Source organism: Streptoalloteichus hindustanus (genome assembly GCF_900129375.1).
In the GTDB taxonomy this organism is placed as follows: Bacteria; Actinomycetota; Actinomycetes; order Mycobacteriales; family Pseudonocardiaceae; genus Streptoalloteichus; species Streptoalloteichus hindustanus.
In genome coordinates, this window is record NZ_FQVN01000004.1 from 155,753 (window position 1) to 179,585 (window position 23,833).

The following is a 23,833-nucleotide window of genomic DNA, read 5'->3' on the forward strand; positions in this document are numbered from 1 at the left end:
TCGCCCCGCTAAGCGAGGCAGGACCGAACGAGGCGGTCCGGAGCTGTCGCGCTCCGGACCGCCTCGTTCGGATCACCTCGCTGGTGGCCGAGAAAAGCCCGGCCAGGCTGGTTCGCGGTGACGGCTCAGGCGGTGAACGCCAGGTCGGCCACCACGATCGACCCGGTCGGGGTCGCGTCGAACGCCAGTCGCACGCTGCTGACCTGGGCCAGGTTCACGCCGGTGAACGCGTTCAGTGGCACGTGGACCTGGTGGAACAGCAGGTGCGGGACGACGTCGCCGTCCGGGCCGACCGGCGGGTAGTCCAGGCCGCGGCTGAACGCGCTGACCTTGGCGGAGGCGGACTTGCCCGCCGCGTCCACCAGTTCCACCCGCATGTCCTGGGCCTTGCCGACCGGGTTCAACTCGTTGGTGAAGTCCACCGCGGCGCGCAGCTGGACCGCCTTGAAGGACCGCACGTCGCTGTGCGCGGCCGGGATGGCGTTGGTCAGCGAGTCGGTGGGGGAGGTCCAGGTGAGCTGGTGGGCGTCCACCCCGAGCACACCCCAGCCCCGGTGCGGTTCCCGGATGTCACTGGTCTGCTGCACGTGCAGGCACGAGCCCTTCGCGTCCGTCCGGTAGCCGCCGCAACGGGTGGCCTTGAGCTGCCCGCCGACCGTGATGTCGCCGCCGAGCTCGTTGACGGTCCGGACGCTCGCGAACCGGTTGATGTCCTTGCGCTTCCCGCTGATGGTCGACGGGTGGTACGACACGTACGCCTGGGCGGGGGCCAGCGAGCGGGGCACGCCGGCCTGGCCCTTCCACAGCGGCGCGAACTGGGTCTCGTTGCCCAGGTAGTAGCGGAAGAACGTGCCCATGTAGGCAGTGCCGACGTTGCGCTGCTGCTGCTCGGTCAGCCGGGTGGACTGCGCCGGGTCGCACGGCGAGCCCGGCCTGGTCTTCCAGTCGTCGACCGACCCCGGCAGACCGGCGCTCGGCGACCACACGCTGTTGAAGTAGTTGTGGTTCGCGCCGAGCACGGTCACGGTGTGCCGGACCCCGCGGTCGTTGGCCGCCCGGTAGCGGCCGTCGTCGTAGTAGTGCACGCCGGGGAGCTCGTACATGTCGTCGTCGCAGGCCGGCAGGAGGGCGGCCATCGGCAGCCCGGTCGGGACCCGGCGCGAGAAGTCCGTGGCGGCCAGCGGCAGCAACGCGGCGATCCCGTGCCGCTGGGACTCCTCGCGCATCGCGTTCTGCTCAACCGCGTTGACCATGCCCTCGCCACCCCGCGAGTGCCCCATCAGCCCGATGTTGTTCAGGTCGAGCGAACGCAGCGCCTGCGTCGGGATGGGGCCCTTAGCGTGGTTGCGCCAGGACCGCCACAGGTCCAGGTGCTTGAGCGTCAGCTCACCCCGGGCCGGCTGGCCGAACTCGGCGTCCTGGTTGTCCTTGGCGTTGATGCCGTTGGCGCTGATCGAGAGCACCGCGTACCCGTGGCTGGCCAGGGACTTCGCGAGCTCGGTGTACCCGAGGTAGCTGGGGATCGGCTTCTCGTCCCCGGTGCAGGGCCACTTCAGGCGCGTCTCCTTGCCGACGTAGCAGGGAGAGTGCCGTCCGTGCAGCAACACCACCAGCGGGTACGGCCCGTTCTTGCTGTCAGTGGGGTAGTGGATCTGCCCGGTGATCTCCACCGGCCACGGGAAGTTGGTAGGCTTGAACGCCTCGTCGCCGAGCGTGTAGTCCGCCACGGCGACCGGGTGCTCGCCCGGGGCGAGCGGGTCCGGCACCTCGGGCGTCGCCGCGCTCGCGGCGAACGGGACGAGCGGGGCGATGACGGCCGCGGCCACCGCGGCGAGCAACAGCCTGGTTCTGGTCCGCATCACTTGCCTCCCAGGGTGAGCTGGCCGACCGTGGTCGCGGGACCCGAGCCGTACCGGTACTTGACGACCGACCCGCTGCGCACGGACGGGAAGTCCGTCAGCGCGACGCTGATCGAGCGCTCGTCGACCGCGGCGATGCCCCGGCCGACCGGCTTGTCGTCCACGAGCACGGTCGGGTCGAGGGAGCGGGTCGGGAAGTCACCGGTGATGGTCAGTCGGGCCACGGCGCGCACCGGCGCGTTGCCGCCCTTGAGCGTCGCCGGCTCGTTGAGCGTGAACTCGTCGACGGTCATGTTCGGTCCGTGGGCGATCGTCCGCCCGGCCGGGGCGGAGTGCACCTGGGCGGCCACCGCGTTCGGCAGCGGAGTCGGCGACTCGACGGGGCGGTCGACCACCGGGGCGAGCGGCGCCCGGGGCGTGCGGTCCTCGGGCTCGGCCGACGACTGCGAACTGGAGAACGTGGCGACGACGAACGCCCCGGTAAGCACGAGCATCGTGAGCGCGGCGCGATAAACCCAGCCGCGAAAAGGTAAGCGTGTGGACACGTCCCGGAGCATAGGAGCGATCGTTGCGTCGCGAACCGGTTGACATCCTGTGATGAAGATCACTCACTGTCTGGACGGCGGTCGTGGCGGCCTTTGGAGTCCGGAACGCGGTGTGCTGATTCGCCGACGGGGTCGGCTTTTCCGGGAAGGGAATGAAGCCGGTGAGGACGGCCCGGCCGCTGCGCGGGACGGCCGGTCGGATCGAAAATTTCGAGGCGGAGGTCCGCCCGATCCGCGCCCCGCCCCGGGGTCGGAGGCCGCGCTGCGGCTTCGTCCTCCGCCGGACCGGGCCGGCGATCGCCAGCGCGACCGGCCCGCGGCCCCCGCCCCGCCTCCAGGGAGCGTGAAAGCTCCTGAGCTGCGGCGACGGTGCTGGTAGTCCCGCGCTACGGGTGCGGACATCGCCGAGATCCGGCCTTTGGCGCACCAGCGCCGGGACCGCTGGCCCGCCGTTCGAGCGGTGCCCGACCGATGCCGAACCGAACCGACGCGTTGGTTTGTTTCGCCGCGGCCCGTTGGGCGATCGAGAGTGTTTTCAAAACTGTCAGAAACGAGGACCGATTCGGTGGCTGGCAGGCTGGCTCGCGACTGCCGACCGTGGTATCGCTACGCAACTCTGTCCACGGCGGCTTCCCTTCCTGGTGATAGCCCGGAACGTCCTTCGAATAAGGAAGAACTCGGCCTCGTGGTACACGGCCCTGATTCCTTTGACGGCCCACGAGAACCGCCGGACAGCGCATGCCGCGCTCGGTGAGAACCGATTGACCGACCGGGCGGCGAGGTTGGGCGCGGTCACTCGCCACCGGCGGGGTTCGCGGCGGCAGGGGCCGGCAGCTCCAGGGCGATGTGCGAGGACAGGGCGCGGAGGAAGTCAGGCGCGTCGAAGATCTCGCCGGCGGGGGCGACACCGACCGTCCTGGTCCGCCCGGTGAGGACGCGGTCGACGGCCTCCACGACGAGCGGCGCGGTGACGGCGTAGATGTCCCGGCCCCTGGCCACGGCGCGTCGTTCACGGCCGCCGGAGCGCACGACGACATCGACGAGGAAGGTCTGCGCGGACCGGCCGCGCTCGTCGGCCGCGGCCGGGGTCGGGGTGTCCGGAGCCGACACCTCCCTGGCCGCCTCGACCGTCATGTAGGTGCGCACGTCGGCGATGCGCAGGTGGCTGGGGACCGTGACGACGTCGGCCATCGTGAACTCCCCGATGACGGTTCGGGGGCCCATCGGGGCGGGGAAGGGCCACCGCAGCGTCGGCGGGTCGTCGTGGCGGTACTCCAGTCGCCCGTCCGCGTACCGGACGCGTCGGCCGCCGCGCCGTTGCCGGGAGACCGCGCCCGCGGCACGCGTCCCTGCGGTGGGGTGCCAACCGCTCAGCCCGTAGGCGATGTGCGCCTCGTCGGCCGCTGTCCAGTCGCCCATGGCGGTGGTGACCAGCAGGTCGCCGAGGCCGCCGTAGAAGGCCATCGCGGGGACGACCAGCGCTCCCGCGGTGCGGGCGCGGTCGCTGAAGTGGACGAAGGTGTCGAGGATGGCCTCGATCTCGGCCGCCACGTCCAGGTACGGGATCCCGGCGCGCAGTGCCGCCTCGATCACCGGGGCGGCGGTCGCCGCGAAGGGGCCGGCGCAGTTGACCACGGCCGCCGCGCCGGCCAGCGCGCGGTCCAGCGAGGCGGGGTCGTCCACCGACGCCGGGCGGGCGTCGAGTCCGGGTTCGGACGCCGCCAGCGCCGCCAGCCTGGCGGCGTCGCGCCCGGAGAGAACCGGGACGAACCCGCGTTCCCGCAGCCGCGCCACCACGAAGCGCCCGGTGTGGCCGTACGCGCCGTACACCGCCACCGTGTGCCCTGATCCCATGAGTTCTCCCCGTGCTCGAACCGGTCTGCCGCGATCTGTCGTGCACAGCCTGACGAGGACGGGACCTCCCCGCGAGTGTCCGGAACGCCATCATCCATACAATTTCGGACATGGGAACTGTGGCGCTGGCGGTCACCAACGGGATGCTGCACTTCGAGCTGTCCATGGCCTACGAGGTCTTCGGGGCCGACCTGACCGGGGTGGCCGACCCCTGGTACCGCGTCGTCGTCTGCGGGCCGGGCGCCGTGCGGACCGGCCGGTTCCGGCTGGAGCCCGACCACGGCCTCGACCACCTGTCCCGCGCCGACACCGTGATCGTCCCGGGCTGGGCCGACGTCGACGAGGACCCACCCGCCGAACTGGTCGACGCGGTCCGCGCGGCCCACGAGGCGGGCGCGCGCGTGGCCTCCCTCTGCACGGGCGCGTTTGTGCTGGCCGCCGCCGGCATTCTGGACGGCAAACGCGCGACGACGCACTGGGCGCACACCCACGCCCTGGCCACCCGCCACCCTCGGGTGAACGTGGACCCCGACGTCCTCTACGTGGACAACGGCAGCGTGCTCACCTCCGCTGGCAAGGCCGCCGCCATGGACCTGTGCCTGCACCTGGTCCGCCTCGACCACGGCTCGTCGGTCGCCAACACGGTCGCCCGCCGTCTGGTCGTGCCACCGCACCGGGACGGCGGCCAGGCCCAGTTCGTCACCACCCCGGTGCCCGCCCCGACCAACGACCCGCTCACCGCGCTGTTCCCCTGGGTGCTGGAGCGGCTGGACCAACCGTTGACCGTGACCGACCTGGCCCGCCAGGCGGGAATGAGCTCGCGCAACCTGGGCCGCCACTTCAGGGCGGTGACCGGGACCAGCCCGCTGCGGTGGTTGCTGGCGCAGCGAATCCGCCGCGCCCAGGAGTTGTTGGAGGACAGCGACATCAGCGTCGACGCCGTCGCGGCGGCCACCGGCATGGGCACCGCCACGACGCTGCGCCGGCACTTCCACCGCACGGTCGGCGTGCCTCCGGACACCTACCGCCGCACCTTCCGCTCCCGGCCCCGCGCCGGCTCCCACCACAGTGGACAGCACCAGGAGAACCACTGAGCCGTACGGGGAAGTGCCCGCCGTGGGTCACTTGCGGAAGAAGCACGCGGAGACGTAGCCACGCACCTTGGTGCGCTTGTTCAGCACGTTGTGCCACGCGACGGTGGTGCTGCCGTCCGGGCAACGAACAGACGGCCCCGAATCCGTGAAGTACCAGTAGGCGCAGTCGCCCTGGTGGGCGTGGCCCAGGACTCGACCGCCGCCGGGCGTGGACCGCATGCGGATGTTGGTTCCCGCGAAGTCCGTGTGCGGTCCGCCGATCTCGCACGCCAGTGGCGCGGCGGGCCCGGTGTCGGCCGGTTGTGCCTGCGCGGGCAGGACCGCGGTGAGCAGCGCGATCCCTGACAGTGCTGCCACCGCGGCGAGTCTGAACATGGGTGCCCCCCATCTCGTCGTCTGACTCCTGATGGCCAGGGAACCAGTTCCGGCTCCGGCCCGGTACCGATTCACCCGGGTAGCCGATCTGGCCTCCAGGGGCGGAATCCGTTGGGGGACATGCCCGACACCACCGCGTCGACACGGGCACGGCTGCCCAGAAGGAGATCCCTGGTGCCGAGGGGCGTCGGTGGGCGGTGGGGGATGTGAAGATACCGGCATGGGACGGAAGTTGACCGGGCAGCAGGTCTCGGACGCGGTGGGAGACCTGGGGTGGCGGTTCGTGCTGGAGACCTTGCAGACGAGTGTGCTGGTCGGGTCGTTGGTCGAGGCGGTGGCGGTGTCGGCGCGGGTGGTCGAGGCGGCCGGAGCCGACGCGGACGAACACCTGCACGTCGATCTGCGTGGTGACCGGGTCGTGCTGGGGGTGCACGGCGCGCGCGACGCGGGGCTTGGTCCGCGCGAGATCGATCTGGCCCGGCGGATCTCGACCGCTGTGGCCGAGGCCGGGTTGCGGACCGACGCCGTCGGGCGCGGCGTCCCCGGGCGATCCGTCCACCTGCTGGAGATCGCGATCGACGCTGTGGACATCGGGCGTGTCCGACCGTTCTGGAAAGCGGTACTGGACTATGTGGACGCTCCGGGCGCTGCCGGGCCCGAGGACCCGATCGTCGATCCCCTCGGGCAGGGCCCCGCCGTGTGGTTCCAGCAGATGGACCGGCCCCGCCCCGAGCGCAACCGGATCCACCTCGACGTCAGCGTTCCGCACGACGAAGCGGAGAAACGCATCGCCGCGGCGGTGGCCGCGGGCGGCCGGGTCGTGTCCGCGGACTCCGCTCCGGCGTTCTGGGTGCTCGCCGACGTCGAGGGCAACGAGGCCTGTGTCTCGACCTGGCAGGGCCGCGACGACTGAGGACCGCGGCGCGACTCGTCGCGCGACACCGCCGGCGGGACGGCGATCACGGCTGGCGCGGCTGGCCGGGGACCATCCCGGACATGCGCGGGCCCGGCCCGGGACCGTTCGGTCCCGGGCCAGGCCGGGGGCGGAGCCTCGCGCCGGTCAGCTCGCCACGCTGGCGAACATGCCGGGCTCGTAGGAACCCGCCGGGGTGCGCGCGATCACGTTCATCCGGTTGGCCGCGTTGATCAGGGCGACCAGGCAGATCAGGGCGGTGATCTGGTTGTCGTCGTAGTGCTCGCGCACCTGGGCCCAGGTCTGGTCGGACACGCCCTGGTGCGTGTCGGCGATCCGGGTGCCCTCCTCGACCAGCGCCAACGCGGCCCGCTCGGCCTCGGTGAACACGGTGGCCTCCCGCCAGGCGGCGACCAGGTTGAGCCGGACCGAGGTCTCGCCGGCGGCCGCGGCGTCCTTGGTGTGCATGTCGGTGCAGAAGCCGCAGCCGTTGATCTGGCTGGCGCGCAACGAAACCAGCTCCTGGGTCGACTTCGGCAGCGACGACTCGTGGAGCACCAGGCTGGCGTTGACGAACCGCTTGGCGAACTTCGCGCCGATCTCGTTCTGCATCAGGTTGATCCGGGCGTCCATGACGTTGTCCTCTCTCACGGTGTCGCACTGGACGAACACCAGATGCCGGGCGGCCGAGCCGTGTGACAGCACGACGACGTGACGAGGGGCACACGGTCTGGAACGCGTCGGCGCGGTGCGACGCACCGCTGGTCACGACGTTGACCTGGCATCACCTAGGTTGGCGGCGGGGGACAGGGAGGTCGGCTGCCGTTCCGGTGTCACAGAACGGCGGGGACCGGTGTCTGGTGGGCGACGCAGTCGAGAGTGGAGAGGAGCCACCATGGCTGGCACGACGCGGACCGCTGCCGAGGACCACGGCCCGAGCACGGGTCAGGACGACCGCCCGGACCCCGCCACCGAGGCGTTCCTCGCCCACCGCAACCTGCTGTTCACCGTCGCCTACGAGATGCTCGGCTCGGCCGTCGACGCCGAGGACGTCCTCCAGGAGACCTGGCTGCGGTGGGTGGGCGTCGATCTCGACACGGTGCGGAACCAGCGCGCGTACCTGGTCCGGATCGCCACCCGCCAGGCCCTGGGCCGGCTGCGGACCCTCGGCCGCCGCAAGGAGTCCTACGTCGGCCCGTGGTTGCCGGAGCCGCTGCTGACCGCGCCGGACGTGGCCGAGGACGTCGAGCTGGCCGACAGCGTCTCGATGGCCATGTTGCTGGTGCTGGAGACACTCACACCGACCGAGCGGGCGGTGTTCGTGCTGCGCGAGGTGTTCGACCTGGGCTACGACGAGATCGCCGAGGCCGTCGACAAGGCCCCGGCCGCGGTCCGCCAGATCGCCCACCGCGCGCGGGCCCACGTCGCCGCGCGCCGACCGCGCGCGGGCACCTCTCCCACCGAGGCCCGGAACGCGCTCAAGGCGTTCCAGCGGGCGATCGAGACCGGCGATCTGCAGGGCCTGTTCGACATCCTCGCGCCGGATGTCGTGCTCCTGGGCGACGGCGGCGGGGTCGTGCAGGCCGTGCTGCGGCCCATCGTGGGCGCTGACAAGGTGTCCCGCCTGCTGGTCGCCGGACTGGGCAGGGTCGCCGCCACGATGTCGCTGGTGCCGACCCAGGTCAACGGCCACCCGGCGCTGGTTCTCCGGCTGGCGGGCGAGATCGACACCGTCCTGGCGGTGCGCGTCGACAACGGCCTCATCAGCGGGCTCTACGCCGTGCGCAACCCCGAGAAGCTGTCGCGCATGGAGCAGGAGACGACCCTGCACCGCTGAGCCCGAGGCCACCCCGACAACGAACAACGCGGCCGGAACCTCCACCAGCGTCATCGCTGACGACGGCCTCGGGAGACCGGTTTCCCGCTGCCGATCCGAGTCAGTCCGACGTGCCGCTCCTCCAGGGTGCGAGCGGGTTCCTGCTCGCCTTCCAGGGTTGAGCAGTCGCTCAACCCTGCGTACCCTGCGCCTTGAGCAGTCGCTCAAGGAGGGGTGGTTGTGGCCGGGCGCACGGTGATCGTGGTGGGCGGCGGAATCGGCGGGCTGGCCACGGCGGTCGCGTTGCACCGCCGTGGTTGGCGGGTGACGGTGCTGGAACGGGCGGCGGAGTTCGCCGAGGTCGGCGCGGGTCTGTCGCTGTGGCCGAACGCGATGCGCGCACTCGCGGCGATCGGCCTCGCGGAGCGGGTGAGCGCGCTCGGGGCGGTGGAGGCGGCGGGCGGTGTGCGTGATCGCGCGGGCCGCTGGCTGTCGAGAATGGACAACACCGAGATCGCCCGTCGTCACGGCTGGCCGATGACGGTGGTGCACCGGGCGGACCTGATGCGGGCGTTGGTGGAAGCGTTGCCGTCGGACTGCCTGCGGTCAGGCTGCGAGATGCGCGCCGGGCGGGACAACGGCGATGCGGTGGTGGTCGAGCACTCCGGCGGAACACTGCGCGCGGACCTGGTGGTCGGCGCGGACGGCCTGCGCAGCGCGGTGCGGCGGCACTGGTGGCCGGACGCGGAGGAACCCCGTTACGTCGGCTCCACCGCGTGGCGCATGATCACCGAGCCACTGGACGAGGTCAGGACCGACGGCGCCGTGTTCTGGGGACGTGGCGAACGCTTCGGGTTCACCAGGTTGCCAGGCCAGCGGTTCTACTGCTTCGCCACCGCCGCTCTGCCTGCCGGGGCTGCTGCCGTCGACAGTGAGCACGCGGCGGTGCGACGCCGGTTCGGTGACTGGCCCGACCCGATCCCCGCGCTGTTGTCGGCGGTGTCGGAGGAATCCGTGCTCCGGCACGACGTGTACGACCTCCCGCCGGTGTCGACCTTCGTGCGCGGCCGGGTCGTGCTGCTGGGGGACGCCGCGCACGCGATGGACCCGGTTCTCGGGCAGGGGGCGTGCCAGGCTCTGGAAGACGCGGTCACTCTCGCCGCCTGTCTGGACACGTCCCCTGATGTGGCCGCCGCACTGGGCCGCTACGACCGGTCGCGCCGGCCGCGGACCCAGGGGATCGTCCGCCGCTCCGCTCGCCTCGGGGCCCTCGCCCAGTGGTCGTGGCCGCCGGTGGTGTGGTTGCGCGATCTTGCCACCAGGCTGACACCTGCCACCGCGGCCCTGCGCTCCATGGCGCCCGTCCTCGGCTGGGAGCTCTAGTGCCCGACTGGACCTACCAACCGCTGCGCGGGATCGCGGCCGCGCTCCTGGGGCTCCGCCGATCGCGGCGGGTCGCATTGCGCGCCCTGGCGGCAATCGGTTCCGCGCCCGGCGGAGGTCGGCTGATCGCCCGAGCGTTCGGGCACCGCCACCCGCCACCCCACCTCGCCGGCACGGTCTCGGGCATCACTGTCCACAGTAGACTCGGAGCAGTGGTGTCGCCCAGCGTGGCGCGGGACGCGGTGCGCGCGTTGCCCCCGGTGGGAGCCGGGCTGATCGAGGTGGCTCCCGTCAGCCTCGCCGACGTCCCGGTGGTGCGCGAGGCCGCCGAGGGCCGCCGTGTCCCGGTCGTGGTGCGCGCGGTGGGGCCCGACGCGGCCGGCGTGGCCTCCGCGCTCGCCCCGCACGTCGACGCGGTGAGGACCGAAGCCGATCCGAACGTGGTCTACCTGACCTCGCCGTCGGTGGCCGCGGCCGCTCGAATGCTGAACGAGCCGGCCAAGGTGGTGTTGGCCGCGCCCTCGGTGCTGGTGCACGCGGGTCCGGGATGGTTCGCCCGGGTGGTGGAAGCGGCCACCCCCACCCGTCCCGCGCCGTCGGCACGGGACGTCGGTCGTGATCCACGTCGGTGGCCGGGGTGGTGGTGGGGACTGCTGGTCGGCCTGGGCATGATCGGCGCCGGCCTGGGAGCCGCGGCGATCACGCTCGGGCCGGTGTTGCTGTGGTACGACCGCGAGTTCCTCGGCATGGAGGTGGATCAGCTGCACGCGGCCAACCACCACTTGGTGCATTTCCTGCAACACGACCGGATCACCATGGCGGGCACCATGATTGCCATCGGCGTGCTCTACGTCGGCCTCGCGGTCGGGGGCGTCCGCCGGGGATGGCCGTGGGCCCGCGACGCGTACCTCGCCTCCGGATGGATCGCGTTCCCCACCCTGCTGTACTTCGTGGGGTTCGGGTTCGTCGAGCCGCTGCACACCGCGGTCACGGTGGTGCTCTTCCCGATGTTCCTCGCCGCCACCCGACGTCGACCTGTCCGGCCACAGTGGACAGTGCGGGAGGAGGGGCCGGAGCGCGAGCGGCGCAGGGCGCTGGTCGGTCAGCTCCTGTTGGTCCTCACCGGACTCGGACTGCTCGTCGGCGGTGTGACGGTGTCGGCGGTCGGCCTCACCGACGTGTTCGTGGCCAGCGACCTGGAGTTCCTCCAGACGGACCCGGACCTGTTGCGAGCCGTCAGTCCGCGGCTGCTGCCGTTCATCGCGCACGACCGGGCCGGGTTCGGCGGGGCGCTGACGGCGGCGGCCACGGCGATCATCCTGCTGAGCGCGTGGGGATGGCGTCGGGGCGAGTCCTGGGTCTGGTGGTCGCTCGCGCTGGCGGCGGCCGCCGGGTTCCTTCCCGCCGTGGTCGTGCACGGCACGATCCAGTACACCGACCTCGGCCATCTCGCGCCGGTCTTCGTCGGGATCGGCCTCACCCTGACCGCGCTGGTCCTGGCCCGCCCCTACCTGTGCGCCCACCCGGACCGGACCCGCCGGTCGGCGCATCTACCGTGAAGCCATGGGCGACACCCGACAGCGGCTGATCGACGGCGCGATCGAGACCATCCGGCGGCACGGCATCACCGGAACGTCCGCGCGGGCGATCGCCACCACGGCCGGGGTCAACCAGGCCCTGGTCTTCTACCACTTCGGCAGCGTGCACGAACTGCTTGAGGTCGCCTGCCTGACCGCCACCGAGGCCAGGGTCGCGCCCTTCGCCGAACGGCTGGCCGAGGTCTCCGACCTCCGGCAACTCCTGGACCTGGGCCGCCGACTGCACGCCGAGGAACGCTCCCTGGGCAACGTCACCGTGCTCGCCCAGATGCTGGCCGCCGCCCAGTCCGACGCCAGGCTGGCCAAGGCGACCTCCGCCGCGCTGCACCTGTGGATCGACCCCGTCGAGCGGACCCTGGACCGCCTGCTGACCGGCTCCCCCCTGGCCGCGGTCGTCGACACCGCCGGGCTGGCCCGCGCCGTGTGCGCCGGGTTCATCGGCCTGGAACTGTTCGAGGGCGTCGAACCCGCTGGCGCGCAGGCCGCGCTCGACGCCCTGAGTCGACTGGTCGCTCTCGTCGAGGTGGTCGACGACCTCGGGCCGGTCGCCCGGCGCGCGCTGCGCGGCAAGCTCCGGAAGGCAACGCCATGACGATCGGGGGAGCCAGTCGACGTAGCGCCTGTGGCCTCTGATTTCCCGTGCTCCTCGTGGGAAACGGCCTCCTGGGATCTTCGACTCTGTCAGCGGGCATGCTTCCGGTTGTGGCCGGGGTGGACTTTCGCAGGGGCCTGGCCGCGATCGACGGGGAGGAGAGCACGTGCGCAACGGTTCACGGCGATGGGCGGTGGCGTTGGCCGCCACTGCGGCAGTCGCCTTGGCGGTGCCCGCTTCGGCGCAGGCCCAGACGGAGAAGGGGCACGCTGACACCCAGGTGGTGCTGGACCGCTACCGGGCGAAGTCCGGCCCGGGCGCGGCCGTCTACGCGGGCGGCCGGACCGGCGTGTGGCATCTGCACAGCGGAACCGCCAGGGCCGGCTGGCCCCACCGTCCTGTCAGGACCACCGACCACTTCCGCATCGCCAGTCAGACCAAGACTTTCACCGCTGCGGTGGTGTTGCAGTTGGTCGACGAGAAGCGCGTGGAGTTGGACGCGCCCATCGAGCGGTACCTGCCCGGGGTGGTCAGGGGCAACGGCTACGACGGCAACAAGATCACTGTGAGGCAGATCCTCCAGCACACCAGCGGAATCGCGAACCCGCCGGTCTCGGCGATCGGCAGGGTCCCCAGCCCGGACGGCACCATCGCGCTGGGGGATCTGGTTCGGCGCGAGCTGAGTCATCCGCCGCAGTTCGCGCCCGGAACCAGTTGGGGCTACTCGAACACCAACTACCACCTGGCCGGACTGCTGATCGAACGGATCACCAGGACAACGGTCGTCGACGCGGTCACCAGCCGGATCATCCGGCCGCTCGGACTGACCGAGACCACACTTCCCCGCCCCGGGGACAGGACGCTCGGCGAGCCGTACCTGCCCGGGTACACCGGCAGGCGCGTGGGACCGTTCCTCTTCTGGACCGAGACCACCTTCACCTATCCCGGGTCCAACGTCGACATCGCGTCCGTCGGCAGTTCGGCCGGCGGGATCGTGTCGACGCTGAAGGATCTGACGACCTTCTTCCGGGCGCTGCTCGGCGGCGAGGTGGTGTCCGCGTCCGCCCTGGCCGAGATGCGGCGGACGGTGCCCGTTCCCGGTCACTCCCAGGGCTACGGCTACGGACTTGGCCTGATGCGGCAGCCGCTGAGCTGCGGGGGAGCGGCGTGGGGGCACCCCGGCGGTTCCGCGACCGGCTACTCGTCCATGACGGCCGTGACCGACGACGCCCGGCACGCCGCGGTGGTGACGAACACGGAGTCCTCGGCGTCCTCGCCCGCACAGGAGGATGTCATCGACTCCGCGCTGTGCGGCAGCCGGTGACCGGAAAAGTGGTTGCTGGAAAGCACGATTGCTCGCCTGTTCGCTCCTGATCGCGAGCGCGGGGCCCGTGACCCCGGCTGTCGGACCGCGAGCCGACAGCCGGGGCGGGGTCAGGCGTCGGGCAGCGCCAGCCACTCCTGCCAGCTGAGGTCCCTGCCCACGTACCTGGGATTCTCGAAGGGCCAGACCTGCGCGATCCACGTCGGCACCGCGGAGTCCAACGCCTCCTCCAGGCGGGTGCCGACCTTGTCGTCCACCACCCACCAACTGATCTCCGCGTCCGATCCGGACTTGCGGGGCGGGTCGATGTACACGCAGCCGACCAACTCGGTCTCGTCGAGGTCCAGCAGCGCGTAGTTGAACGACTCGTGCGCCGCGATCTCCCGCTCGTGCCGCGCGAGGTCCGCCCGGTCCTGGTCGACGGTCATCGTGGCGGGCGGCCAACCCCACGCCTCCCCGTAGATCCGCCACAGCCGCTCCCGCGAGCCCATGACGGCGGGGTAGTCGATGTCGGTGTCGGACTCCCGAATCGGGCGCAGGTGGTAACCGTCGAGAACCGGGAGCACCGTCGGATGCGCGAAGTCGTCCGGAAGCCATGCCATGCTGACCACCGTACTCACGCCGCCCCGTCGCGCACCTGCCTTTCGCTTGCCCTGCCCGCGGAGCCGGCGTGAGCAGACGGGCGGTTCTCAGCTCCGACGAACGTTCGACGCGCGTCCTGCGGCGTGCGCCGTCGCCCGGTGTCCTCGGGAGGCGGGTAGACGGCACGCCTTCGACCTGCCGGCCAGCACGAGAGCCAGAACCCGACGGGATGTCGCCAGCCGCCACGGGTGCGTCCACATCGGACAAGTCCGCTGTGGACACTGGCTGCGGTGGGCTGGGGAAGGTGGAAGTGGCGTGCGGCCTACCTCCGAGGAGGGTCAGTAGCGAGCCCGGACAACTCCACAGCGCCCACCCCGGAGTCTGGAGACTTCCTTGATGAAGGTCTCCGACATGGGGGTCCAGTTGGCGAGGGACACCGCTATGTCGCCCACGGCCAGTCCCCATGTCATCGGCCAGTCTCCCGCCAGTGCCGACCACCCGCACTGTCCACACGTGAATGTTGGCTCCACACCGTGGAGCCACGGCTCCACGGCATCAATGTGCTCACGGGAGTCGAGCTCTGTTCCGCACTCGGCGCATGTGGGGGGCTCGTAGTTCTCCTCGGGGTCGTACACCATGCGCCTCGTGCAGATCTGAACCTCGTCTCCCGGAGTGCTGTCCCACGCCAACTCTCGTCGTGCGGAGACGGCTGAGGGTGTTCGTGGGACAGAAGGTCACTCGTAGCATTCGTGGTCAGCGTTCCACACGGGGTCTCCTTCGACGACCCCGTAGGTGAGGAGAAAGCCTTTGATGCGATCAACTATCTCCGAGATGTCGCCGTCGTGCGGATCAAGGCGCACCACGGACTCCACGTTGTCGCTCACCGCAGGAACGTAACACCCCGCATTCGGTCGGTGGCGGTCTTTCCCAAGCTCGGTCGGGACTTCCGCCACCGCCGGGCTTCCGGGCGAGTTGCGCGCCTGACTGGCCGACCGTCGAGGTCGTCAGGCGCGCTCCAGGTGCGCCTCTGGCGGGTGGTGAGCGCCCTTCTCGCGCAGGAGCCGCACCGCGGCGGCGCCGAACGCGACGCCCAGCAGCACCATGCAGAGGATGGTGGGCCACTGGGCCCAGTTCGGGACGTGCAGGGCGAGGAACCAGGCCTTGGCGTCGACGCCGACGACCTTGAAGACGCCGGGCAGGATCCCCTGGGGCACCAACGCGATCGGGCACGCCGTCATGCACAGGCTCACCAGGGCTTGGCGGCCCTTGGAGAGGTCGTTGTACCGGGTCCACCGGGTGGCGCTGGTGTCGCGGCGGCCGGAGCGCATCATCTGGAGGAGCTCGGGGCCGTGGCTGCGCAGCCTGCGCGCGGCCATCCTGCCCAGTCCCCACCAGCACAGGATTCCGGTTGTCAGGCCGACGGGCACGCCGGCCCAGCCGTACAGGAGGGCCACGACGCCGGCGGGCAGCGCGGAGAGCAGCGCGAGTGCGAGCAGGGCGTACATGACGCCGGTCGCCGAACCGTCGTCCTCGGTGACACGCAAAGGGTTTCCGCCGCGTCGCCGCGGGTCGATGCCGGGGACGAGCGCGTACACCGACACCAGGGGAGCCAGTCCCGCGCCGCCGCCGAGCAGAGCGAAGGTGACCGCGAGCACCAGCGCCCATGGACCGTCGACAAGTGCGGTGAACAGCAGCGTCAGTGTCAGTGCGACGGGTGCGGTGAACGCCAGCCAGGCCAGCTGACGGCCGCGCACGTCGATCGCGCGCGGTGTGAGCAGTGTGATCCACAGCGCGGTGCCGTCGTTGCCGTACAGGTTCGCCGAGAGCGCGGCGGCCATCAGGACGAAGACCGGCCCCGCCCACGGCAACATCTGGACCCAGCCCACGAGCAGCGGAAGCGCGGCGAAGCAGATTCCGAAGGACAGGGCGAAGACGAGCTGGTGGATCCGGACCAGGTCCCGAAAGTAGGTGCGGATCTCCTTGCCCAGCACGGCGTTCCGGGCGGAGGTGGCGTTGAGCACCCGGTGTCCGGCCATGCCGGGCCGGGGCGATCCCGACCGACGGGCCATCAACGCGGCCCAGACCACGAGCAGCAGTCCGCAGAACAGCAGCAGCGCGGCGATCAGGGCCGCGGCCCGTCCCCAGTGCCCGGACGCGGCCGACTCCACGGCGAGCACACCCCACCCCGACGGCAGCGCCCGCACGATCGCGCCCGTCGCCGGCGGCAGGCCGCCCGACTGTCCAAACGCGACGGCGAACACCCAACCCTGGCTGAGCAGTGCGAGCACCGCGCCGTTGAGCAGGCCCACAAGCACCGCGTTCGCCCGTGATCGCAGGGCGAGGCCGAACGCCGCGACGGCGACCTTCGACAGCAGCACCAGCACCGCCAGGTGGAGCAGGAGCGCGGGCAGCGCCACCAGCCCGGCCGCCGCGCTCCGCCGCATCCCGGTGATGACCAGCCCGGCGGAGGCGAGCAGACTGACCGCGGGCGCGACGCCGACGAACGCGGCCGCCAGCAGGCCCCCGGCCAGTCGGCGCGGCCGCAACCCCAGCAGCGCGAAGAACTCCGGCCGGATCGTCTGGTCGCCGCCGCCGGCGAGGAGGGGGCCGAGGACCCACCCGAGCAGCCACACCGCGTAGGCGGTGGCGAGCAGGTCCGCGTCGACGAACGCCAGCGCGGAGGTGCCCACCGCCAGCGCCACGCCGAGCAGCCCGCCCGTGGTAACCAGCCCCGCCCTGGCCCCGGTCATCGAGTGGCGGATGATGGCGACCTTCATCCGCACCATGGTCAGCGCGACAGCCACGTCAGCCCCCGGTCCCGGTCCTCGCGCGCGCCGACCAGCTCCACGAACCGGTCCTCCAGCGCGCGCCCCGCGGTGACCTCCGCCAGCGTCCCCGCCGCCACCACCCGGCCCCGGTCGATCACCGCGACGTGCCCGCAGAGCTGCTCCACGAGCGCCATCACGTGGCTGGACAGCACGACCGACCCGCCGCCGGCCACGAACCCGCGCAGGATCGACTTGATCGTCGCGGCCGACACCGGGTCGACGGCCTCCAGCGGCTCGTCCAGCACCAGCAGGCGGGGCGCGTGCAGCAACGCCATGGCCAGGCCGATCTTCTTGCGCATGCCGGTGGAGTAGTCGATCACCAGCGTGCGGCCCGCCCGCTCCAGCTCCAACACGGCGAGCAGCTCCTCGGCGCGCTCGGCCACCACGGCGGGCGGCAGCCCGCGGACCAACCCCAGGTAGGTCAGCACCTCCCGGCCGGTCAACCGCTCCGGCAGGGCCAGGCCGTCGGGCAGCACTCCCACCAGCTCCCCGGCCCGCTCGGGCTCGCCCCACACGTCGACGCCGAGGATCCGGGCCCGGCCGCCGTCCGGCCGCAACAGGCCGACCGCCATCGACAGGGTGGTGGTCTTGCCCGCGCCGTTCTGCCCGACCAGCCCCAGGAACGCGCCCTGGGGCACCGTCAGGTCGACGTGGTCCACCACGAGCCGGTCGTCGAACTCCTTGACCAGGCCGGTGAGCTGGAGCGCGGGCTCGGTCGTCGCCGCGCTCAACGCTGTCCCGCCCGGGACGGCGGAACGGGCGGGCGTCGGTGGTGGTCCCGATGACGTCTCATGTCCTGCGGAGTTCTCCTGTGGCTGGGCGCGGTCGGGGTTGGGCGCTGTCCCGCGCCGGCCCCGTCGCCTGAGAACGGCACGTGCCGTGCCGCTTGATCGACCGTGCGCAGTCTGTGCGGCCCGAATGCCCTTGTCAAACGGCACGTGGCGAACGGCACCCGTCCAAGGGCCCCGTTCAACAGCCCTGGCGAACGGCACGTGCCGTCCCACTAGAGTCGCCGGCATGGCCGTCCGCCGCGTCACCCGACCCGCCGACCGCACCGAGGCGATCATGCGGGCCGCGCTCGAACTGGCCGGGGAGGTCGGCTACGCCCGGCTCAGCATCGAGGCGGTCGCGGCCCGCGCCGGGGTCGGCAAGCACACGGTCTACCGCCGCTGGCCGTCGAAGGGCGTCCTGTTCCTCGACTCGATCCTCACCGTGAACGAGCCGCGACTGGACTACCGCGACACCGGCGACATCGTGGCCGACCTGCGCGAGCAGATGGTCGCGGTCGTCGATCTGGTGGGCCGGCCACCGTGGGGCCCGCTGTACCGGGCCGTGCTCGGGGAGGCGCAGCACAGTCCCGAGGTCGCCGCCGCGCTCAACGAACGCTTCGTCAGGGCGCAGGCGGAGAAGACCACGGCCCGGCTCAGGGCCGCCCGGGACCAGGGGCAGCTCTCACCCGGGTTCGACCTGGACCTGGCGTCGGAGCTCCTGGTGGGCCCGCTGTACTTCCGGCTGCTGATCAGCGAGGAGCCGTTGACGCACAACTACATCGACCGCGTGCTCGAAGCCCTGTTCGCCGGCATGGGACCGAAGGCATGAGGCACAACGGGTGAGACCCGACAATTCGGGCGACAGCGGGCCGAGAAGAGCTGTCTGACTTCCTTCGCGACGCACCACCGCGCGACGAGGCCGCGATGTTGTTGTGGGGCACCGGTTCTGGATCGGGGTCGGACAACGGACGGGCCAGGGAGCGGCGTGCGGGGTTGGGACGGGTCGCACCCACGCGGCAGACGCGCGCACATGGACTCGCTGCGCCGCGCCGCTCTCGGGATGGGGTGGCGAGGACGGCTCCTCGTCGTGCGCGGCCTGCCAGGCAGCGGGCGCTCCGAGGTGCTGCGCGCCGCCACGGCGATGTGGCGGGCCGAGGGCCTGCGCGTCGCGCCGGCGCCTGTGGGCAGGCCGTCGACGCAGGTCGTCCCGCGAACCGTGCTCGTGGCCGATGATCCGGCCGTGCCGGCGGACGCGTTGTTGGCGTGCCGGCAGCCCGGATGCCTGGTGGTGGCCACGTGCCTGGACGACGACGTGGAGCTGCCCGAGATCGCCGACGAGGTGGTGGATCTCCCGCCGCTGGGCGACGACGACGTTGTCGCGCTGCTGCGCAACGATGCTGGGCTGGACGAGGCGGCGGTGGACGCTCTGCGGAGCGCGCTCGGGTCCTGGTTCGGCAATCCCGGCACCGTGCTCGCGCTGGTGGGCCGACTGACCGAGGTCGGTCGTCTTGTGCCGGTGCGGGACCGGCTCTGCCTGGCGCATCTCGAAGTGCCGATCGGACTCCCTCCGGAGCACCACCTGGTGCGGTGTGCCGCCAGGGTGGGTGATCCCGCTCGGACGGTGCTCGAAGCGGCCGCAGTCCTCGGTGGTGTGGACCTGGCCGACCTGTCGGTGTTCGCCGGCGGCGACCTGGCCGCGGCCGGGCGTGCCGTCGACGCCCTCGTGGAGTGCGGTGTTCTCGTGGCGGACAGGGAAGGCCGGCTGAGCTGCTGTTGCGCGGCGCTCGCGGCCACCGTGGTGGAGCAGGCCGGGCCGGACGCGGCCCGCGCGGTCCACTGGCTGGTCGGCCGGCATCTGCTCGACGGGCTGCGGCGCGGGCTTCCCGTCGACCGGGCCGCGCTCGCCGACCACGTCGCGGCCGCCGCGCCGGCCGTGGCCGACGGCGGCGCGCTCGCCGGGTGGCTGGTGGAGCAGGTGGCCGAGGCCGAGCGGCGGGAGCCGGAGCGGGCCGCCCGGTGGTCGGCCTCGGCGCGGCGGCTGGGGGCGCGGACCGACCTGCTGCCGCTCGTGGCGCGGACCGGCCAGTACGACCTGTTGCGCGAGGTGTTCGACGAGGAGGCCGCCGGGGCGGACCGCGCGCGGCGGTGGGACCTCGCCGCCGCGGGCATGCTGGCCGAGCTGAACGGCGCCGACCCCGTGCCCGCGTTGGCGGACGAGCCACCGTCCCGGCTGGCTGCCTGGTGGCTGGGGCGGCTCCCGTCGTGGACTCCGTTGCCACCACGGGCCGACGACGTCGAACGGCTGGTGTCGACCGCCGAGCTCACCGCGATCTACCACGCTTTGCGAGTCGAGCCCCGGGAATGCGCGCAGGCGTTGCGCGCGGTGCGCAACGGGCGTGCCGCAGAACGGTTCGACGACCTGGTCGAAGCCGGTGGGGGAGGAGATGTGGCGACCGTTCTGGAAATCGTGCTCGGCCAGCGGTACCGCAGCGCGCGGAACAGCCCGCCGCGCCTCTACCAGGAGGTGGTGCGCGGCTACGCCGCCGCCGACTGGACGGCGGCCCTGCGGGCGGTGCGGCAACTGGAGTCGCACGGCGCCGGCACGAGCCCACCGCACCACATGGCGCGGCTGGTCGCGGCCGCGATCCACGCGACGCGGGGCGAGTGGCGGGACGCGGAGGCGTGGCTGTCCAAGGCGGGTCAGGACATCCGCTACTCCCTGGTTCGGTCCACAGTGGAGTGTGCGGTGCTGGGTCGACGAGGGGAACACGCCGCCGCGCTCGACCTGGCCTGGAGCACGCTGCGGCTCGCCCGGACCGAGGGAGCGCGGTGGGGCAGGGAACGCTTGCTGTTACAGGCGTTGCAAATCGCGCTGCGCCTGGGAAACCGGGACATGGCCGAGGCGCTGATGGCCGACGCCGAGGACCTGTACCGACGGGACGGCACTCGGCTCACCCGCCAGACAGTCCTCCTGGGGCGCGGTCTGCTGCACGGCGACCTGGCCAGCGCCGCCGAGGGCGTCGACGTGGTGCGCCAGCGCGGGCACCGGCCGGACCTGCTGTGGGCGTGCCAGATCCTGGCGCGGTTCTGCGACGACTCCCGGAACGTGATCGCGGAGCTGCGGTCGATCAGCCACCAGGGCGGGACGGAGTTTCTGCTGCCCGCGCGGGTGAACGCGCTGCTCCGCGAGTTCGGAGTCCCGGCGGTGCGGGAGACAGGTCCCACAGCTCTGTCCACTATGGACCGTCAGATCGTCGAGCTGATCAGGGAAGGGCAGACCAACCGCCAGATCGCCAGTGCCCTGCGCGTCAGCGAGAAAACCGTCGAGCACCACCTGACCAGGCTGTTCGCGTGGACGGGGTGTCGCTCGCGGGTGGAGTTGGCCGCGGCGAGCCTCGACGGCCGCATCCCCGGGGTGCGCGGATGACCAGCGCCGCATCGCGGCTCGTCGGCCGGCGCGACGTCGTCCTCCAGGTGGTGCGGGCGGCCACGGCGGAACGTCCGGCTCCCGTCCTGATCACCGGGGCAGCCGGGGTCGGGCGCGGCGCGGTCCTGGCCGAGGTGCGCGACACGCTGGAGGAGATGGGCCTCGCTACGGCGCACGTCCCCGTGCTGCGCGCAGACCGGAACCTGGTGGCCAGGGTGACCGCGGCGCTGGCGCTCGCCCCGCCGTCGGTGCTCCTCCTCGACGACCTGGACCGCGCCGACCAGGAGGCGCTGACCACGCTTTCCCGGCTGCGGGTGGCGGTCGTGGCGACCTACCGCACGCCCCTCCAACGGCGCCACGCGGAGCTGGCGGCTGTCCCGCGCACCGTGGTGCCACTGCGGCCGCTGCGCCGCGCCGAGACCGAACGCGTGCTGACCGACCTGTTGCAGGCGAACCCGGTTCCGGAGCTGGTGGACACCCTGCACCTCGGCAGCCGGGGACGCCCCGCGCTCCTGCGGCTCGCGGTGGACGGCCACCGCGCGGCCGGAACCCTGCGGATCGTCGACCGCACCGCCTACCTGGTGCCCGCCGGCCAACCACCCGCTCCGCCCCCGGACCACCCCGTGCTGCGGGCGTTGAGACTGGTCGGCGACCCCGACTGGGCCGTGCTGAAGGCCCTGGCCGTGCTGCACCCGTTGGGACCGGCGGCGGAGGGACTGGTGGCGGAGGCGGTGGGGCTGTCGCCGGACGCGCTGCGGGCGGCACTCGACCGGCTGGCGCCGTACCTCACGCGCGGCGGAGGCGCGTGGCGCTTCCGAACGCCGCTGCTGGCGTCGTGCCTGCGGGAACGGCTCGGGCCCTGGGAAAGGCGGGAACTGTCCACTGTGGCCGTCACGGCGTTGTGGTCCGGCACCGCGACCTGCGCCGATCCCACCTACCTGCCGGAGCGCCTGGTCGACGCGGCCGACCTCGTCGACAGCGCTCGCGCGGGCGATGAACTCCTCGCCGCCGGGTCCGCCGCGATGCGCCAGGACTACCACCACGCGCGGCGCTGGCTGCGCGCGGCGGCGCGACGCGTCGCCGAACCTTCGCGTCGTGCCACCGCGCTGCTCCTCCAGGCCGCGACATGTGCCTCCCACCAGGATTTCGCCGCTGCGAAGGAAAGCGCGGAACAGGTGCTCCGCGAGTGCGTCGACCTCGTCCCGGCCACGGCGGCCCAGGAAACACTGGTGATCTACCTCGTCGGACTCGCCGCCACCGGAGACCGCGCGGCGTTGCGGGACATCGCGGAGCACGGCTGGCAGGCGCCACCCGGCGGGCCTGCCGGCGCGACCACCGCGCGGGCGATCGCGTTGTGCCTGACGGGCCGGTGGGACGAGGCGTACCGGCTGCTGAGCGACACCAGGTCGATCTGGGCCTCGGCCGACGACGCCACCACGACCTACGGCGAGCTCTTCCTGATGGGCGCGGCGCTCCTGACCGGGCGGATGGCCGAGTGCGAACGGATCGCCACCGATCCGGGGCTGCTGCCGCTGTTCCGCGATCCCCGCCACCGCCCGGGCCTGCTGTCCGCGGTCGCGTGGACCCTGGCCGCGACAGGCGAGATCGACCGCATCGACCGGTTGTACGCCGAGCACGGGACCCCACCGCACGAACGGTCCACTGTGGACATCGCGCTGGGAGCGCGGGCGGGTCGCTGGGACGAGGCGTTGGCCGCCGCGCGGCTGGCGTTGGCCACCCGGGCGCCCGCCGGTCACGTCCCCGCGCACACGGCCGTGCGCCAGGAGATGGCGAAGATCCTCGCCGCGCGGGCCCAGCTCACCCGTGCCCGTGCGGTGATCGACCAGGGTCGCGCGGAGCAGGACTGCCTCCCGCACGTGATGAGCATGGCGGAGGCCGAGCTGGACCGCGTGCTCGGCGCGCCCGACCGGGCACGCCGCCTGCTGGAACAGGGCCTGGAGGTCGCGGCGCGGCTCGGGCTCGTCCTCGCCACCGACGAGCTCTGGCTGCGCCTGCTCCTGCTGACCCCGGCGCGGGCGCCCGAGATCGCGTCACGGCTGGGCCACCTCGCGCGGCGGCTGGACCTCGGCCGGGTCCACCGCAACCACCTGCTCGCCCGGGTGGTCGCGCACAAGGACTCCGGCGACGAGGTGGTGCGGCTCGTGCGGTACCGGAACCAGCCGTGGGAGCTCGCGGAGACGCTGGAGCTCGTGGCCGTGCACGGCCGGGGCGACACCCGGTTGCTGCAGGAGGCCTACGGCCTCTACGGCCAGCTCGACGCGTTGCTGCCCCGGGCCCGGCTGCGCCACCTCATGCGCGAGCGCGCGATCCCGGTGCCCGGCCGCGCCGCGACGGTGACGGAGAACGAACGCCTGCTCGCGACCCTGGTCTCGGAAGGGTTGACCAACCGCGAGCTGGCCGCTGTCCTGCGCACCACCGAGAAGAGCGTGGAGGGCAGGCTCACCCGGCTCTTCCACCGCACCGGCTACCGCTCACGAGTCGAACTGGCGACGGCCATCCTGACCGGCGAGTACCCACGGCAGGAGTAGACGGTTCGTGCGCCGGAACCAAGGTCTGACTTCTCCTCGGTAGTCCACAGTAGACGGACAGGACGCTCGCCCCTCGCCTGTCCGGCAGCGGAACCGCTGGCGCGTGCGGGGTATCGCGGTGGTCAAGAAGTCGTATGGCCGCAGGAAGTTCGCGGGACCCTACACCACACCAGCGCTCTTCCTGCTGCGCATGGGGAAAACCCTCACGTAGTCCTGCCGAGGGGTTTCCCCCTCGGTCGGCCACGCCGTGGGCGGGAGATCTACCTTCTCCCTGGCTTCACCGGGTGAACCACGGCAGGTCCAGCTCCAGCTCCAGTGATCCCC

19 protein-coding genes are annotated in these 23,833 nt (G+C 72.2%); 10 read left to right on the forward strand and 9 right to left on the reverse strand.

Features of this window, described 5'->3' with window-relative positions; genetic code table 11:
• Window positions 1-125: 125 nt before the first annotated feature.
• The 3 genes from BUE43_RS13570 to BUE43_RS13580 form a co-directional block, all read right to left on the reverse strand.
• Window positions 126-1,859 (reverse strand): alpha/beta hydrolase, encoded by a 1,734-nt coding sequence (locus BUE43_RS13570; RefSeq protein WP_073483005.1) that lies wholly within the window; start codon window positions 1,857-1,859, stop codon window positions 126-128.
• On the reverse strand, window positions 1,859-2,404 hold the full coding sequence (locus BUE43_RS13575; protein WP_143174151.1) for a hypothetical protein: 546 nt from the start codon (window positions 2,402-2,404) through the stop codon (window positions 1,859-1,861). Before BUE43_RS13575 ends, BUE43_RS13570 begins: the two co-directional genes overlap by 1 nt.
• A gap of 792 nt (window positions 2,405-3,196) precedes the next feature.
• The gene (locus tag BUE43_RS13580) at window positions 3,197-4,258 is read right to left on the reverse strand and encodes a saccharopine dehydrogenase family protein (RefSeq protein ID WP_073483009.1); all 1,062 of its coding nucleotides are present in this window, start codon (window positions 4,256-4,258) and stop codon (window positions 3,197-3,199) included.
• A gap of 110 nt (window positions 4,259-4,368) precedes the next feature.
• On the opposite strand from BUE43_RS13580, the gene BUE43_RS13585 reads away from it, so the two are divergent.
• The gene (locus tag BUE43_RS13585) at window positions 4,369-5,352 is read left to right on the forward strand and encodes a helix-turn-helix domain-containing protein (protein WP_073483012.1); all 984 of its coding nucleotides are present in this window, start codon (window positions 4,369-4,371) and stop codon (window positions 5,350-5,352) included.
• 27 nt (window positions 5,353-5,379) lie between these two features.
• Here BUE43_RS13585 and BUE43_RS13590 read toward each other — a convergent pair whose 3' ends face one another.
• Complete coding sequence (locus BUE43_RS13590) at window positions 5,380-5,709, reverse strand: hypothetical protein (RefSeq protein ID WP_143174152.1); 330 nt, start codon at window positions 5,707-5,709, stop codon at window positions 5,380-5,382.
• A gap of 238 nt (window positions 5,710-5,947) precedes the next feature.
• Here BUE43_RS13590 and BUE43_RS13595 point away from each other — a divergent pair, with 238 nt between their 5' ends.
• A complete protein-coding gene (locus BUE43_RS13595; protein WP_073483016.1) occupies window positions 5,948-6,640 on the forward strand; it encodes a VOC family protein in 693 nt (230 codons plus the stop codon).
• A gap of 147 nt (window positions 6,641-6,787) precedes the next feature.
• Here BUE43_RS13595 and BUE43_RS13600 read toward each other — a convergent pair whose 3' ends face one another.
• Window positions 6,788-7,273 (reverse strand): carboxymuconolactone decarboxylase family protein, encoded by a 486-nt coding sequence (locus tag BUE43_RS13600; protein ID WP_073483811.1) that lies wholly within the window; start codon window positions 7,271-7,273, stop codon window positions 6,788-6,790.
• Window positions 7,274-7,535: 262 nt separating this feature from the next.
• On the opposite strand from BUE43_RS13600, the gene BUE43_RS13605 reads away from it, so the two are divergent.
• From BUE43_RS13605 to BUE43_RS13625, 5 genes are all read left to right on the forward strand, one after another.
• Entirely contained in the window at window positions 7,536-8,477 is a 942-nt protein-coding gene (locus tag BUE43_RS13605; RefSeq protein WP_073483018.1) for an RNA polymerase sigma-70 factor, read from the forward strand.
• A gap of 219 nt (window positions 8,478-8,696) precedes the next feature.
• Window positions 8,697-9,839: an FAD-dependent oxidoreductase gene (locus BUE43_RS13610; RefSeq protein ID WP_073483020.1), complete on the forward strand. Its 1,143-nt coding sequence runs from the start codon at window positions 8,697-8,699 to the stop codon at window positions 9,837-9,839.
• 212 nt (window positions 9,840-10,051) lie between these two features.
• Complete coding sequence (locus BUE43_RS13615) at window positions 10,052-11,398, forward strand: hypothetical protein (protein WP_200797501.1); 1,347 nt, start codon at window positions 10,052-10,054, stop codon at window positions 11,396-11,398.
• A 4-nt stretch (window positions 11,399-11,402) separates the two neighbouring features.
• A complete protein-coding gene (locus BUE43_RS13620; protein ID WP_073483024.1) occupies window positions 11,403-12,029 on the forward strand; it encodes a TetR/AcrR family transcriptional regulator in 627 nt (208 codons plus the stop codon).
• A 166-nt stretch (window positions 12,030-12,195) separates the two neighbouring features.
• Window positions 12,196-13,353: a serine hydrolase domain-containing protein gene (locus BUE43_RS13625; RefSeq protein ID WP_073483026.1), complete on the forward strand. Its 1,158-nt coding sequence runs from the start codon at window positions 12,196-12,198 to the stop codon at window positions 13,351-13,353.
• 110 nt (window positions 13,354-13,463) lie between these two features.
• Here the strand turns inward: BUE43_RS13625 and BUE43_RS13630 are convergent, their stop codons facing one another.
• The 4 genes from BUE43_RS13630 to BUE43_RS13640 all read right to left on the reverse strand — a co-directional run bounded on the left by BUE43_RS13630 (window position 13,464) and on the right by BUE43_RS13640 (window position 17,494).
• Window positions 13,464-13,955, reverse strand: coding sequence for a GNAT family N-acetyltransferase (locus tag BUE43_RS13630; protein WP_073483813.1), 492 nt, complete (start codon window positions 13,953-13,955; stop codon window positions 13,464-13,466).
• Window positions 13,956-14,669: 714 nt separating this feature from the next.
• On the reverse strand, window positions 14,670-14,819 hold the full coding sequence (locus tag BUE43_RS34175; protein WP_159447731.1) for a hypothetical protein: 150 nt from the start codon (window positions 14,817-14,819) through the stop codon (window positions 14,670-14,672).
• A 120-nt stretch (window positions 14,820-14,939) separates the two neighbouring features.
• Window positions 14,940-16,739 carry a hypothetical protein gene (locus BUE43_RS13635; RefSeq protein ID WP_073483028.1) on the reverse strand — a complete coding sequence of 600 codons (1,800 nt, stop codon included), beginning with the start codon at window positions 16,737-16,739 and terminating at the stop codon, window positions 14,940-14,942.
• Window positions 16,724-17,494, reverse strand: coding sequence for an ABC transporter ATP-binding protein (locus BUE43_RS13640; RefSeq protein WP_073483030.1), 771 nt, complete (start codon window positions 17,492-17,494; stop codon window positions 16,724-16,726). Before BUE43_RS13640 ends, BUE43_RS13635 begins: the two co-directional genes overlap by 16 nt.
• A 286-nt stretch (window positions 17,495-17,780) precedes the next feature.
• Here BUE43_RS13640 and BUE43_RS13645 point away from each other — a divergent pair, with 286 nt between their 5' ends.
• From BUE43_RS13645 to BUE43_RS13655, 3 genes are all read left to right on the forward strand, one after another.
• On the forward strand, window positions 17,781-18,362 hold the full coding sequence (locus tag BUE43_RS13645; RefSeq protein ID WP_073483033.1) for a TetR/AcrR family transcriptional regulator: 582 nt from the start codon (window positions 17,781-17,783) through the stop codon (window positions 18,360-18,362).
• Window positions 18,363-18,563: 201 nt separating this feature from the next.
• On the forward strand, window positions 18,564-20,960 hold the full coding sequence (locus BUE43_RS34700; RefSeq protein WP_200797502.1) for a helix-turn-helix transcriptional regulator: 2,397 nt from the start codon (window positions 18,564-18,566) through the stop codon (window positions 20,958-20,960).
• On the forward strand, window positions 20,957-23,509 hold the full coding sequence (locus BUE43_RS13655; protein ID WP_073483037.1) for a helix-turn-helix domain-containing protein: 2,553 nt from the start codon (window positions 20,957-20,959) through the stop codon (window positions 23,507-23,509). The genes BUE43_RS34700 and BUE43_RS13655 overlap by 4 nt, the downstream gene beginning before the upstream one ends.
• Window positions 23,510-23,833 lie beyond the last annotated feature (324 nt).